The organism is Solibacillus sp. FSL H8-0523, assembly GCF_038051985.1.
GTDB lineage: Bacteria > Bacillota > Bacilli > Bacillales_A > Planococcaceae > Solibacillus.
In genome coordinates this window covers 2,494,226-2,508,888 of record NZ_CP150291.1, presented here as the reverse complement: position 1 = coordinate 2,508,888, position 14,663 = coordinate 2,494,226, and the positions used below count along the sequence as shown (strand labels likewise).

13 protein-coding genes and 2 riboswitches are annotated in these 14,663 nt (G+C 37.5%); of the genes, 10 read left to right on the top strand and 3 right to left on the bottom strand.

Annotation, left to right across the window (positions count from 1 at the left end; all coding sequences use genetic code 11):
* Positions 1–10 precede the first annotated feature (10 nt).
* Positions 11–109, top strand: a riboswitch (TPP riboswitch).
* A gap of 53 nt (positions 110–162) precedes the next feature.
* A riboswitch (TPP riboswitch) is annotated at positions 163–260 on the top strand.
* Positions 261–386: 126 nt separating this feature from the next.
* The 5 genes from thiM (at position 387) to NSQ62_RS12485 (ending at position 6,735) form a co-directional block, all read left to right on the top strand.
* Complete coding sequence (thiM, locus tag NSQ62_RS12505) at positions 387–1,127, top strand: hydroxyethylthiazole kinase (RefSeq protein ID WP_341320464.1); 741 nt, start codon at positions 387–389, stop codon at positions 1,125–1,127.
* A complete protein-coding gene (gene thiD / locus NSQ62_RS12500) occupies positions 1,124–1,939 on the top strand; it encodes a bifunctional hydroxymethylpyrimidine kinase/phosphomethylpyrimidine kinase (protein WP_341320463.1) in 816 nt (271 codons plus the stop codon). Before thiM ends, thiD begins: the two co-directional genes overlap by 4 nt.
* Complete coding sequence (gene thiE, locus NSQ62_RS12495) at positions 1,929–2,540, top strand: thiamine phosphate synthase (protein WP_341320462.1); 612 nt, start codon at positions 1,929–1,931, stop codon at positions 2,538–2,540. The genes thiD and thiE overlap by 11 nt, the downstream gene beginning before the upstream one ends.
* A gap of 526 nt (positions 2,541–3,066) precedes the next feature.
* Complete coding sequence (locus tag NSQ62_RS12490) at positions 3,067–4,479, top strand: DHA2 family efflux MFS transporter permease subunit (RefSeq protein WP_341320461.1); 1,413 nt, start codon at positions 3,067–3,069, stop codon at positions 4,477–4,479.
* A gap of 225 nt (positions 4,480–4,704) precedes the next feature.
* Positions 4,705–6,735: a sigma-70 family RNA polymerase sigma factor gene (locus NSQ62_RS12485; protein WP_341320460.1), complete on the top strand. Its 2,031-nt coding sequence runs from the start codon at positions 4,705–4,707 to the stop codon at positions 6,733–6,735.
* Between the two features lie 276 nt (positions 6,736–7,011).
* On the opposite strand, the gene NSQ62_RS12480 is transcribed toward NSQ62_RS12485, so the two are convergent.
* Positions 7,012–8,676, bottom strand: a complete 1,665-nt coding sequence (locus tag NSQ62_RS12480; RefSeq protein ID WP_341320459.1) for an ABC transporter substrate-binding protein — start codon at positions 8,674–8,676, stop codon at positions 7,012–7,014.
* Between the two features lie 113 nt (positions 8,677–8,789).
* Here NSQ62_RS12480 and NSQ62_RS12475 point away from each other — a divergent pair, with 113 nt between their 5' ends.
* Together NSQ62_RS12475 and NSQ62_RS12470 are read left to right on the top strand one after the other, a co-directional pair.
* On the top strand, positions 8,790–9,374 hold the full coding sequence (locus tag NSQ62_RS12475; protein ID WP_341320458.1) for a hypothetical protein: 585 nt from the start codon (positions 8,790–8,792) through the stop codon (positions 9,372–9,374).
* 123 nt (positions 9,375–9,497) lie between these two features.
* A complete protein-coding gene (locus NSQ62_RS12470; protein WP_341320457.1) occupies positions 9,498–10,214 on the top strand; it encodes a class I SAM-dependent methyltransferase in 717 nt (238 codons plus the stop codon).
* 233 nt (positions 10,215–10,447) lie between these two features.
* Here NSQ62_RS12470 and NSQ62_RS12465 read toward each other — a convergent pair whose 3' ends face one another.
* Positions 10,448–11,119: a serine/threonine protein kinase gene (locus NSQ62_RS12465; RefSeq protein ID WP_341320456.1), complete on the bottom strand. Its 672-nt coding sequence runs from the start codon at positions 11,117–11,119 to the stop codon at positions 10,448–10,450.
* Between the two features lie 42 nt (positions 11,120–11,161).
* Positions 11,162–11,716 (bottom strand): VTT domain-containing protein, encoded by a 555-nt coding sequence (locus tag NSQ62_RS12460; RefSeq protein WP_341320455.1) that lies wholly within the window; start codon positions 11,714–11,716, stop codon positions 11,162–11,164.
* A gap of 244 nt (positions 11,717–11,960) precedes the next feature.
* On the opposite strand from NSQ62_RS12460, the gene NSQ62_RS12455 reads away from it, so the two are divergent.
* The 3 genes from NSQ62_RS12455 (at position 11,961) to NSQ62_RS12445 (ending at position 14,601) form a co-directional block, all read left to right on the top strand.
* Positions 11,961–12,785 carry an undecaprenyl-diphosphate phosphatase gene (locus NSQ62_RS12455; RefSeq protein ID WP_341320454.1) on the top strand — a complete coding sequence of 275 codons (825 nt, stop codon included), beginning with the start codon at positions 11,961–11,963 and terminating at the stop codon, positions 12,783–12,785.
* A gap of 324 nt (positions 12,786–13,109) precedes the next feature.
* The gene (locus tag NSQ62_RS12450) at positions 13,110–13,634 is read left to right on the top strand and encodes a sigma-70 family RNA polymerase sigma factor (protein ID WP_341320453.1); all 525 of its coding nucleotides are present in this window, start codon (positions 13,110–13,112) and stop codon (positions 13,632–13,634) included.
* A complete protein-coding gene (locus NSQ62_RS12445; RefSeq protein WP_341320452.1) occupies positions 13,621–14,601 on the top strand; it encodes a hypothetical protein in 981 nt (326 codons plus the stop codon). The genes NSQ62_RS12450 and NSQ62_RS12445 overlap by 14 nt, the downstream gene beginning before the upstream one ends.
* Positions 14,602–14,663 lie beyond the last annotated feature (62 nt).

Below are 14,663 nucleotides of genomic sequence, written 5' to 3'. Positions count from 1 at the left end.
AATTAATTAAATGAATTTGCAGGGGGACACGTTAGTGTTGAGAAGGTTAAAACCTGACCCTTAGAACCTGACCGTTAACACGGACGTAGGGAGCAAAATGTACAAGCTAATATTCGTACGTGATGCTCTCCATCTATTTGGAGGGCTTTTCTTTTGCAAATTTTTTAATTGCGGGGGGACACCTAGTGTTGAGAAGGTTAAAACCTGACCCTTAGAACCTGACCGTTAATACGGGCGTAGGGAGCAATGAGTGCACACATATGCACTTTTTTAGGCATCTCTACTTTTGAGTAGGGGTGCCTTTTTTTGCTTACGCCTCAAAAGGAGGAAGTAAGAATGGAATTTTGTGAAAAAAGTAAAGATGTTTTATGGCAGGAGGTGTACCAATGAGCTTGAATCTTATACGCACGCGTCGTCCACTCGTTCATTGCATGACGAATACCGTTGTGATGAATTTTACAGCGAACGGACTTTTAAGTGTCGGCGCTTCGCCTATTATGGCAGATGCGATTGAAGAAGTTGCTGACATTGTTCAAATTTCCGATGCGTTACTTATTAATATTGGTACAATAAATGCACGTACCGTAGCATCGATGAAACTAGCGATTGAAACGGCAAAAGAGAAAAATATTCCGATTGTGTTCGACCCAGTAGGAGCTGGTGCAAGTGCATTTCGATTGGAAACAGCACGACAGATGTTGTCAAATAAGCAGATCACACTTTTACGATGTAATGCAGGTGAATTAGCTGCTATTGTAGGAGCGAATTGGCAAGCAAATGGTGTAGATTGTGGCGCAGGTGATGCGAATATTGAACAACTTGCCAAAGAAGCAGCATTGCGTTTTTCGTGTCTTGTGATTGTGACAGGTAAACACGATATTTTAACAGATGGTGTCAATGTTAAGTGTATAGATGGCGGACATGAGAAAATCACACAAATTACAGGGGCAGGCTGTTTACTTAGTGCAATAAGTGCAGCTTTATTGGCAAGTAGCCAAGAGCCTTTACGTGATTTAGAAGCATTACTACTAGATTATAAGCATGCTGCTAAACAGGCATTCGCACCAATTGGAACATACCAAGTGCAATTCTTAAATGAGTTAGAACGTTTGTCGGAGGTAAAATGATGATCGCATGTACAATCGCAGGGTCAGATAGTGGTGGCGGAGCAGGAATTCAAGCGGATTTAAAAACCTTTCAGGAATTAAAGGTTTTTGGAACTTCTGTCATTACGGCGTTAACGGCTCAAAATACGTTAGGTGTCCATGGCGTTTATCCAATAGAGGCAGCATTTGTTGAAGCGCAACTTGCAGCTATTTTAGCTGATTTCGATGTGAAAGCCATAAAAACAGGGATGTTATTTGACGCATCGATTATTCAAGCAGTTGCGGTTCAATTAAAAGAAACAAACATCCCATTAGTCATTGATCCAGTTATGATTGCAAAAGGCGGACAAAGCTTATTATTACAGGAAGCTGTTTCTGCGTTTAAGCAATATTTATTACCATTTTCAACCGTTTGTACGCCAAATATTCCAGAGGCAGAGGTACTAACAGGCATTCCAATTAAAACGCAACAAGATATTGAAAAAGCAGCCCACATTTTACTTGAAGAAGGTGTAAAATGTGTCGTCATCAAAGGTGGACATCTTCAAGGAAATTTAGCAACAGATGCGATTTATCAGCAAAACGAATTACCTTTTTATGTAGAAACAGATCGATTTGAAACACAGCATACACATGGGACGGGCTGTACATTTTCTGCAGCGTTAACTGCTGGATTAGCAAAAGGCATGAAGTTGCGAGAGGCCATTATTGAAGGGAAACGGTTTGTCGATGCAGCCATCAAACATCCGTTAAATATCGGACAAGGCTTTGGTCCAACAAATCATTTTGCCTATCAGCAATTACAAAAGGAGCAAGCGGTACATGTCTTTTAATCTGGATAAATATTTTATTATGGGCACAATCAATTGCCATGAGAAAGCACCTTTAGTGATTTTAGAGGAAGCTTTAAAAGCAGGTGTGACCATGTTTCAACTACGTGAAAAAGGCAAAGGGTGCTTGGAAGGTGCAGCCTATCTGCAGTTTGCAAAGGACTGTCAAAAGCTTTGTCGACAATATAAGGTACCTTTCATTGTCAATGATGATGTGGAATTAGCGTTAGCACTCGATGCAGATGGAATTCATGTTGGGCAAGATGATGTAGGAATGGTTGCGTTTCGAAAAAAATGTCCTGAAAAAATCATTGGGGTATCTGTTCATACATTAACAGAATTAAATGAAGCCATTTCAAACGGTGCAGATTATGTAGGCATCGGTCCGATTTTTACAACAAAATCAAAAGTAGACGTAATCCAGTCGAGCCTGCAATTTTTAAAAGCTGCAAGAAAAGAACACTTTAAGTTTCCTATTGTTGCGATAGGTGGGATTACAACGAAAAATAGCCATTTAGTCCGTCAAGCTGGTGCAAATGGTGTCGCGGTTATTAGTGAAATAGCAGACAGTAAGGCTATTTTTCAAACGGTAAAACATTTATAAGAATAAAGGGCTGTCTCATTAGTAAATACTTTTGGGGCAGTTTTTCCTTGTTAAGGAGCTGTAAATTACCGTATTATGGATAACGACACCAAAAGTTTAATTTTTCTGTAAAATAAATTGCGCTGATTTCAGCTGATTTGTCAACTAAACTATTGAAAAATTTATGGAATCGGTAACGCAACTTTTTATTGCACGCTAAAACCTAGCACTCATATATGTTTATGAGCACAAACATGATTATATATGGGGTTTGAAATCTAAAAGTAAGCGTTTTATTTTTGTAATTGGCAGAGTTACAAAAATAGAGAACAGGAAAATAAGGGTAATATTTACATAAAAGTGTCTAAACTGTGTCTTTTCGGTTGGCGATTTAGTTGGATAGTATTGATAGTAGCATGCGGTTCTTGTATAGTAGCACCTAGACTTATGAAACTTCGTAAAACCTAAAAAATTAGATTTTAGATCGAATATTTTAAATAGTATTCTAAGGTAAGTATGTCAAAATAGAACGAATAGGGAGTTATATATGGAGTCTCATTTACAAGTAAAAAGTCCAAAATGGATGGCTGCTATTTTAATGATTGGTTCTTTCATCGGTTTATTTGGTGAAACAGCATTAAATATGGCGCTGACAAACATTATGGAAGACTTTTCTATTGGTGCAAGTACAGGACAATGGCTGACTACAGGGTATTTATTAGTTTTAGCAATTTTAGTACCACTATCAGCCTATTTAGTACGTTGGTTTACAACGCGTCAATTAGTCGTGGGTGCATTAGTTATTTCTACATTAGGGGCGTTACTTGCAGCGATTGCCCCAAGTTTTACGGTTTTATTAATCGGTCGTTTAATTCAAGCAATTGGGACGGGGATTTTCTTACCGTTAATGTTTAGTGTTGTGCTTATGATTTTCCCAATGCAAAAGCGTGGAGCAGTGATGGGAATCGTTGGTTTAGTTATTACAGCCGGACCCGCACTAGGGCCAACGCTAAGCGGTTTAATTATTAGTGTTTCAAGCTGGCATTATATCTTCGTTGTTATGATCGCATTTAATATCATTTTATTAGTAATCGGGGCGCCTAAAATGGAAAATGTCTCAACTATTACTAAGCCGAAAATTGATATTTTATCGCTAGTGTTATCAACAGTTGCATTTGGTGGCATTGTGTATGCGTTAGCATCACTTGCAGAAGCACCATTATCAGATGTGCTTGTGTGGGCACCATTAGTAGCGGGTGTACTGGCACTGGTATTCTTTACAGTACGACAATTTAACATGGAACAGCCAATGATTGACTTACGTGTGTTTAAATATCCAATGTTCACACTTGGTACATTGTTAATGTTCGCAACATTATTTATCATTTTATCAGTAGCTATTTTAATTCCAATATACTTAAAGAGTGTACTAGCTTATACAGCGATTGCTGCGGGGTTACTGATGTTACCGGCCAACTTCTTAAATATTGTGATGTCACCGATCGTTGGCTCGAACTTTGATAAAGTCGGCGCACGCATCTTCACGCGTATTGGATTTACACTCATTACGGTTGCCGCGATTCTCTTTATTGTAACGCTTTCTGCTACAACACCAATTTGGCAAGTGGTTGTGACATTATGCATTCTTTTCTTAGGGGTGTCCATGACAATTATGCCTGCGCAAACGAATGCGATGAATGAATTACCACAACACTTCTATGCGGATGGTTCAGCCGCTATGAATACGCTAAACCAAGTTGCAGGTGCTGCAGGTACAGCGATTGCCATTACGCTATTTACTGCAGGTCAGAAAAATTATATTGCGGAATTCGGCGCAACTAATCAGCTAGAATTTTTAGCTCATGGTATTCATTATGCATTCTATGCCGTATTAGTAGCAGGGATTATTGGCTTGATTGGTTCATTATTTGTAAAGAATAGCCGACCACTTTCAAAATAAATGAAAAAGTACGCGTGTCTTTTTGACATCGCGTACTTTTTTTCGTCATCAGCACAACGACTTCCGCGCGTGTCCAAATCTTTGGTTAATGTTTCAGTTCATAAAGGCTGAAAATATTATAAACTTAAATAAACAATCTATGTTTTAGTGATGAGCTTTAAAAATATTTCGTGAAATGAAACCTTTACACTAAAACCGTACTCTAAGTTAGTAGGAGGGAATGCAATGGATCAATACATACAACAAGCACTTGCTGGCGATGAGATTGCGATCGGGCACTTAACAACGATGCATAAACCTAGATTACTCGCTAAAGCCTATACATTTATAAAAAATAAGCAGGACGCGGAAGATATTGTGCAAGAAACGTTCATCAAAGCGTTCGGTGCACTGGCTCAGCTGAAGGAACCGAACTACTTTGCGACATGGCTCTACAAAATATTAATTCGTGAAAGCTTTTTTGCAATAAAGAAAAAGGAACGTACGAAGCTGTTAGAGCTAGAAATCATGGAACAGCTTCAGTTACTAGACCAGGAAAACAGTGACGATTACAGCGCGTTACATAATGCGGTTGCAAGCCTTAAAAAAGACTATCAAACGGCGATTGTCTTGCATTACTTTTATGATTTTAAAGTGTTTGAAATCGCGGAAATGCTAGGGAAGCCAAACAACACGATTAAAATGCATCTGCATCGCGGCAGAAAAGCGCTACGCCTAAAGCTAGAGGAAACAATGCAACAGCCATTACAACAAAAGGATGTGAAACGCATGTTAAAAGAGCAGTTATTTGACTTAGCACAGCAATATGCAAATGTGCCTGCGCACTATGAGCTAGAACTTGAAGACTATCATGAGGATGGAATCACTTCGTTCATGTGGAAAGGGCAAAGCAAGGATGAAGGCGTTTTTATTCGATTAGATGACAAAGGGCGACTTGATGATTTTGCGAAAACCCCGACAAAAGAAGGTACACCGATTACTGAAGAGATGAAGCTTGAAATCGCCGAGCGACTGCTACGTGAACAATACCCGGAAGCACTTTCGTATTATACACTGGTAGAACAAAAGAAAAAGGAATTGAGTACAAGTTTTAAGTATGGGCAAGTTGTTAGCGGGTTTCCTTTAGACGGTTTTTATTGTCGAATTGAAGTCACCGATTCAGGTGAGGTCATTTATTTCACCTATACAGGCTACATGGAAAATCCTCCAGAAATGCCAAAGGAGCTTTATCCTACTGAGCGTATTTTAAATACATTGTACGAAGGTGACTGGTCACTTTGTGCTGAAAGCTTTAATAAAAAATATGCTTCCGTTCCAGGTATATATGCGATCTATGAGTCAGAGCTATTAACGCAGTCCTATGATGCAGTGACAGGCAAACCGTTATATGATTACGACGTTGAGTTAAAGCGAAGCTATGTGCCGTTTCCAAAAGTAGAAGCACTGCCGAAAAAAGATACAATTGAAGAAATCGTTGGCATCAATGAGAATTGGGAGCAATATGAAGAAGGTAGCATGGATGAAGCGTATGAAGAGCTCAATTGGCGTCCTAAAGGCTGGCAAGATTCTAAAGATAAATCATACGACTCTTACATGAAAAGTAAATTTGAAAATCGGGTAAAGGCAAAAGTGAACAAACGTACGAAGCGCTTGGATAGTTTCATTTGGTTTGCTGAAATCGAAGGTGAGGCGAAGCTTTTTGAAGAGGAATGTTTACAAATTGCCGCGCAGTTTATTCAAACGTACTATCCGGAGTATACACCCTATTTACATGTAGAGATAAAAGATGAAGAGTACATCGAGGAAAACCGCGCCTTTTTCCGATTTGTCGTGCAGAAGAATGGATTTTCCGTTGAAAATGAATTTTTCCATATGAATATTTGTAAAAAAACGGGCAGCATTTTGATGCTTTCAGCACCGAATATAACGGTTGAAGATATCGAAAAGTTTGAGCCAAAAGCGATTAAGCCTATTAAAGAATTACTGCCACTAAAAGGCTTAAAAGTGCAACTGGAGTGGGGCAAGGTGTACGGGAAAACAGAGAAGGATGAGGACGAGATGCGCTTTATTTACCGGATTCAAATGACGGACGGTGCTTTTATAAAAGCGGTTAATGCGGAAAGTGGAGAGGTTATGAAGTATAATTTTCCGATTTTGCGCAAGGAAGATCTCGAGCAACCGTTAGAATTTGATGCAGTGATTCCGACTATTTCGCGCGGAAAAGGCAAATATCTCGTGCGTAAAGGCGATTTATAAATGTAGCGTTTTTGTAGAGAGAACAGTATGTAGTGTAGCGCTTGGTTTAGCACCAGGCGTTTTTTAGTATCTTCGGATGACCGCTACATTAACCTTCATCAGATTCAGTTCCATAAAAAAATTCCCATACCACTCGAACGAAATCCAATTTTCCACAGTCTAATACACAAGGAGGTGGCACCTGATGGAAAACTTACTCGAAAAAGCACCCCCAATTCAAGTGAGTTGGGGGTGATTTATATGTTTCATTTTGGGATTAACTTCACATTTGTGAACCTATTTTCCATTAAAATAGATTTTATTATATTGAATAAAACCATTTGAATCAAATTTCACATTTTTGTATATAAAATCCTCTCGAACATACATACGTTGTTGGCGGTGTGTTAGCATTTTTAAGCAGTAGATTTTTTGCGTTTGTTCTACTAACTCATTTAAAGTAGCCTCATCCAATGACTGTAGTTTAGTTGTATAAATTTTTTCAAGGCTTTGTATCAATCGGTTTCGCTGGTACTCATCTAAAAAGGATAAAATGGCTTTCGGTTGGGTGAAGTATATATTCAGGATAGAAAGGATACTTTGCTTTCCAAATGTTGCGCCACCAATGAAAATATCTATTGAAGAGTCCACTGATTTATCTTTGTAGAGATCAATACGTTCTAACTCAGTTTTTATACCAAATTGATTGAGTTTACTTTGAAGAATCAGTGCCTTGTCCAAATAATTTACATCGGATGAAAGATATTGGTATCCGATTGATAAAGTAGGAAAATCATTTCCAATACAATGAATGGTAGCGGATAAGTGTTGTTTGTGAATAGGTAACCAGTTTGTCGAAATGGTTTCAGTCATCGTATTTTTAATAAAATCCTCAGGCTGAATAAGCGCATAAACGGTTTCTCGCATTTTATCGTTTTGAAGCGGACCATTTTGCATATTTAAGACAGCATAATCCGTGCCAAATTGTTGCATAAGTAATTCTTTCTGCGGGATGTCGTGCGCATAGGGACTATATGAAATACCGAATTCAGTATCATTATTGTCAAAAATAAATTCTATGCCATCAAGATAAGGGCGTTTATTAAAGTAACGATTAAAGGTTGTTAATTTAACCAAATATGGGGAGGATTTTTCTAACATAAATGGTCCACAGCCAATCGTCCCATCAGGCGTATCCTTAGGTAAAATGACGGTTCGAAACGATGATAATAATTCTGGTAATAGTGCAAATGGTTTTGATAAAGTGAGCGTTAATTCTAAGGCATGTACAATTTCAAATTGCTCATAGTCAAAATAAGGTTTTGCCAATTGTGCGAGGCGTTCGAGTGAAAATTGGATATCTTCAGCGCAAACAGGTTTTAGATGATGGAAATAAGCGTCTTTTCTTAAAATAAGTCGCCATTTCTTATAATCGGTTGTTTCATAATCAAACAATAAATTGGCTTCAATTTCTCCAGTCGCTTCATTTTCTTTAAATAGAGGCTCATGAATTTGCTTAATTAAATGTGCATCCCAATTCGATAGTGCTTGTAATGGATTAACTGTTAAGTTTTGATTAAAAAAAGGCAAGCGGAGTATGTGCTGTAACTGTTCATTTTGTTGAATGCCATACTGCTGTTGCAGCCAATTTTGAATGATCGGATTTTGGAACATTTGATATTTACCGATTAAAGAATAGGCCTCTTCAAATTGATTTTTCTCCCAATATGAAATAAATAGGCGAATAATACATTCTTCCTTTGATTGCAGTAACGTAATAAAAGGTTTTTTCCCTCTCCCTTTTGTCACTTCCCATTTTATAATGTTTAGCTGCTGCATTTTTTTTACAATGGTTTTCGCATACCGTGTCGAGCAATGCCAAATTTGCGCAAGTTCATCAACGGATGTTTCTTTTCGGACATGTTCATTGAAAAAATCAAATAAGCGTAATTCATAATGCATAGAAAGGTTCCTCCTAAAGGGGAACAGTTTATTGAAATTCAAGCACTTTTTGTTCCTCTTTTCCTAATATACACTATTAATTGTAAATAAATAGGATTGGAGGAAACAAAACGATGTTAATTTTAAATGTTCTAGTTGGATATGGGGCACTATATACGGTAATTTGGTTACATGAAGTAGGGCATGGACTCATGTATAGTAAATACGATTGCAAAGGAAATCCATTTAATGTGAACGTGCCTTTTTATTTATTTTTCTCAACACCTCAACCAGTTAACATAGAGAGAGCCCAATTTTTAACGAGTAAGCAGTTTTTTCATATTGGAATGGCCGGAATAGTAGTGAATCTAATTTTGGGTGTTCCATTAGCGCTACTTTTACTTAAAATCGAACTGCAAGTATCACTATTCCTATTTTTTATATACTCGTTTACGTTGTTTCACCTAGTAGAAGCGGCAACATATTTAACAATCAGTAATCTGTTTCTTTCGAGTGACATGGTGACGGTTGAACAATATAAGCCGAAGCTAAGAATTCCTTTATTTATTATTGGTCTCGGGATTATCGCCTTAATTATTATGATGATTATAGAAAGTCCTAATGAATGGAGGATTGCTTATATCGTCTCGATTTTTATTATGGTTTTATGTATGGGGTTAGGAAGATTTTTCTTTACGCGAAAATTCAAATCCATTTAGCTTGCGAAATAAACTTCATATTATTTCAGAAAATTAAGATATAATGTTTTAAAACGTGGTCTGGAAACTAAGGAATGATCCATGTTGAGGACTGATGAGTATGATTAGGAAGTAGGTAATTAAATGATACCTCTAGTTTATGACCAGGTTAATGGTTGGGGCAAAGATGATGAATTTTTTTTAGAGCTACTGAAGAAGAGTAATGTAAAAACTATAGCTGATTTAGGCTGTGGGACCGGGCGATTGACAACACATTTTGCACAAGCTGGCTATCAAATTACAGCGATAGATCCAAATGAAGAAGCAATTGAATATGCGAGAAGTAAAGCTTGTCCCGGAGAGGTAATGTGGATTGTTGGCGATAGTACAAATTTACAATCAAATGCGTTTGAAGCGATTGTAATGACTGCGAATGTTGCACAAGTGTTTCTTACGGAGGATAGTTGGATAAATGTCGTTAATGATGTATATCGAGCATTAAAACCTGGAGGACACTTTATTTTTGATACACGTAATCCATTAGCAAAAGTGTGGGAACAGTGGGAGAAGGACATGACTCCAGATCACGCAATAGATTTGGTGAATGGTGAACCTCTAGAAATTTGGACACAATATGAGGGATTCGTAGACGATGTATACACGTTTTTTGAAATGGTGAAAAAAGCACGTACGGGAGAAGTAATTATTCATGAAAAAATGCAATTAAAATTTAGAACACAGGAAACAATCTATCAATCATTAAAAAATGCAGGTTTTTCTCAGATTCAAGTTTATGGCGATTGGGAGTTTAAACAAGCAACATCAAAAACTAACTCATTTATTTTTCACAGTATTAAATAAACATTTTCATTCATATTTTATAAGGAATTAACCAAATACTATTCCCAAATAAAAATTTTGGGTAGACAAAAGAAAGTCACGAAATACTGATAACAAAAGTATTTCGTGACTTTTATTCTGAGTATTAACTATACAAAATGGCATTAGTTAGCCAAGGTCAACTTGAAGTTTTGCAGTTTTCTCAGTACCTTTTGATAAACTGATCACGACTAGCTTAATTAACGTTACTACCGCTATTTTTTATAGAGGAGTTTTAAAAATGCTTTTGAAAGCACTTCGTAGGAATCCTTTTTACCTTGCTCGTTATACCATTTTTCAATGGCTGCTACAAATCTTAGGGGGACAGCCTTTCCATCAATTAAATGATAGTATTGATCATATCCTTTTTTTAAATACTCCCAACGATAATCATTTCCTGGTACCATGTATTCAGAAACATCAATGATCTTTGCTTTGCCGTTTTGAAGGAGTATATTTTTCAAATGGATATCGCGCGGATTCAGGCCTTTACTTTGAATATAGGCTCTTGCTTGTTCGACCTCGCTCATTACCTGCTGTGAAATATGAATGCCTTGTAAAATACATTCATAGAGTGTGATGCCTGCTTCGTAGCTTAATACGAGGTATTCATCCGTTGAGGCAAAGCATGTAGCAAAGGAAGGGGAAGGTGCTAATGTTTCATAAACCTGTGCTTCTATTTGTGCTTTCCTTCTCTGGTCTGGTGCATATAGTTTATAGGCATACGTGGGGGCTGAAAGTGACTGAAACACTGCTGCATCCGTCCCAACCCCAATACACTTCAGATTTTCAGCGGACCCGTGAATCGTGACCGGCTGATTATTTGGATTTGAAATAACTTTAATTTTTGAAAGAGAATTTATATCTTTTTCCCAGTCATTCGTCATATAATTTCTCCGTTCGTTTAATCTTGTTCAATACTATTTTTTTTAGCTACGCCATTTTTGTTTTAGTTTGCCTCCGAGTAACAATAATGCGACTAAATAAAGTGCGATAATCAACACGATTTCCCAGTTTCCTGCAGCAATTTGATGCCCTGCAAGTGAAAAGGCTAAAATCGTGGGTAACTTTCCTAGAATTGTTGCGCAAACAAAGGCAACGAGGCCAACATTTGAAATCCCAGCAATTAAATTAATTCCTGCGGACGGCACAATCGGTATTAAACGCCCAAGTAAAACAGCCAAAAAGCCATTTGTTTGAATGAGCTTAATGTATTTCGTCAAATTTTGTTGTTGTGACACATAGGTTAATGCAACCCTTCTTAGCCATGTTTTACTTAACAAAAATAAAAAGAGAGATCCAGTCATTGTGCCAAGCATATTAATAAGAAGTCCTGGTAGGAAGTCATGGCTATTGGCAATAAAAGCTGCTACTACCGGAATAGGCGCAAACGGAATCATAGAAACAAAAGCCATGATTAAAAATTGATAAAGCCATGAAAAGGGTCTTTCATTTTGCACGAAATCTAAAAAGAGTTGGTCCATAGTATTATCCTTAAAATAGTTTTAGATACGAGTATACATAAATATTGTGAAAGTAGCGAAACCGTAGCTGGTTTGTACGTGTTGTTTCGTGGTATTACGTATCTAGGTATCCTTTATGAGACGCACATCCCTTTAAAAAGGGTGCATATACCCCAATTAACTATAACGATTTGTAGGTGAGAAACCAATTAATACGGTTTACGTCATTATGGTGTGAATAATTATTGAATGTAAAGGAGATCTTATGGAATTTGTAGAGTTATTGAAAGCCTTTATTTTAGGCGTTGTCGAGGGGTTAACTGAGTTTGCGCCTGTTTCATCAACAGGGCATATGATTATTTTTGATGATTTATGGTTGAAAACAGATGAGTTTTTAGGTGGCCCATCCGCGAATACGTTTAAAATCGTCATTCAACTGGGCTCGATTTTAGCGGTTGTGTTCATCTTTTGGAAACGGATTTTAAGCCTTGTTGGTTTATATAAACTAGAGGGGAAAACACCAACAAAGTTTAATATTTTCCATGTAGCAGTCGGTATTTTGCCGGCGGGTATTTTTGGCTTATTGTTTGAGGACTTTATTGACGATCATTTGTTTAGTATTGAAACCGTGATTATTGGGTTATTAGTAGGGGCCGTGTTCATGATTATTGCGGATAAATTTGGTCCTAGGAAGCCTTCTATTAATTCACTAGATGAGATTGGTTATGCGAAAGCCTTTAAAATTGGACTGATTCAATGTATCTCGTTGTGGCCAGGCTTTTCTCGTTCGGGTTCAACGATTTCAGGTGGTGTCTTACTAGGATTAGATCACAAAACGGCTGCCGATTTTACGTTTATTATGGCGGTGCCGATTATGATGGGTGCTTCGGGCTTATCGCTCGTAAAAAATTGGGAAGCCATCTCGATGGATCATATCAGTTTTTATGTAGTAGGCTTTGTGACGGCCTTTGTCTTTGCTTTAATTTCGATTAAATTTTTCCTAAAGTTGATTTCACGCATTAAGCTGATGCCGTTTGCGATCTATCGTATTGTGTTAGCGATGATTTTGGCTTTTATTGTATTTTTATAACATGTGAATAGCTACATTAAATATGCCTATGTAAATACTAAATATTTTTAAAGAATTCAAAAAGCAAGTAAACGTTTTATATCAGCGTTTACTTGCTTTTTATGTGTCTTAAAAATGACAAGCTTAATTCAAATTTATGAAGTTCCTAGAGTAGTGCATTAGCATCCCTGAGACTTTGCTTTTCCATTCACAATAAAGCTGTTACATTAAAAGTCGAATAAGCAGTACAATTAAGTTTAAATTTTTTTGATAGATTTTTAAATTCAAAACGAATGATAAAGTGAACGGATTTTTCGCGAAAAACGTTTTGAAATGAGGTGTCATATGGACGAGAAAATAATTTCATTAATCAAATCAAAGCAAGAAAAAGGCATTAAATTGTTACTTGAACAATACGGGGGACTCATGAAAGCGATTGCGCTCAAATATCTCGCTGGTAGACCGCAAGAATTAGAGGAAACAATGGCAGATATGACGATTGCGATTTGGTATCATATCGACGACTTTGATCCTGATAAAAATACATTCAAAAATTGGGTAGCAGCCATTGCGAAATTTAAGGCAATTGATGCCCTACGAAAAATAGAGCGTGCCGTACCGACAGCTGAGCTACAAGATAGCATACCGCAGCAGGAGCGTGATGAAATCGATTGGCAAACGGCACTCGCTAATTTGCCGTTTGAAGAGCGCCAACTTTTTGAAAGCTACTATTTTAAAGGGCAATCAACGAATGAAATCGCAACACAGCTACACGTGAAGCCTTCGTGGGTTCACAATAAGCTTTCACGTACACGAAAAAAGCTAAAGGACCAACTGTTAAAAGGAGGCTATAAAGATGAGCATTTATAAAGAGTTAAATGAAGTCATGATGGATTTAAGTGAATATGACGTATCACCGCTTACGAATTATGAAAAAAAGCGTGTCCAAAAACTCGTGAAAAAGAAATTGAAATTAGTGAAGCCTTATAAAGGAATGGGCGTTGCGGCTGCGGCTCTGGCAATCGGCTTATTAGCGATGAATCACCAAACAATTGCCAATATGCCGTTCATTGCAGCAGTGCTAGAAGATTGGCAAGTCACGGAGCAAGTAGATTGGACGCCTTACAAAACGGTGATTGGTGAAACGCATACGACAGCAATGGGCGATTTAACAGTAAACGAAGTGATTGTGAACTACGACAAAATCATGATTAGTGCTACATTTAATAAAAATGAAGCGACCGATTTTTCTTATCGTCATCAATTCATGCCTAGTATCCTTATAAATGGTGAAAAGGTTGAAATGAACGGGACATCCGCACAATCGATTGCACAAAACAGTTCGATGTATACAATCTATAACGAGGTTCGATTAGCAAAGCCAGTAGCTGCAGCTGATTTTGATGTACAAATTACGTATGGTCACTTGCATACACCACAAACAAAAACACTTGAAGGGGAAGTGCTACAAGAGCCGTGGGTATTTGACATCAAGGCATCTCAGCTTACGGTTCAAAAGGAAACGACGGTCCATGAAGTACAACAAACGATTCACTTAGAAAATGGGGAGCAATTGGTCATTGAACGCATTCTTACAACACCCATTTCCACAACCATTTTCTATAGCGGGCTTTCATCGGATCACTCACCGAATATCATTCTCTTTGATGCAGTGGGGAACCGCTATGGCTGGAATTCTGCATACGGAAATGATGATGGTACCGGGGAAATCCATTATACAGGTGCATCTTTTGTAGAGAGTGAGCTTTTCATCCAAGTTTTATCTGATTTCACGGAAGATAATGTAATCAGTGAAAAAGTGAAAGTTTTAAATTAAGTATCAAACCAAACCCTACTTACTTGAAATGACCCATAAAAGTTAGACACTGTTATTTCATC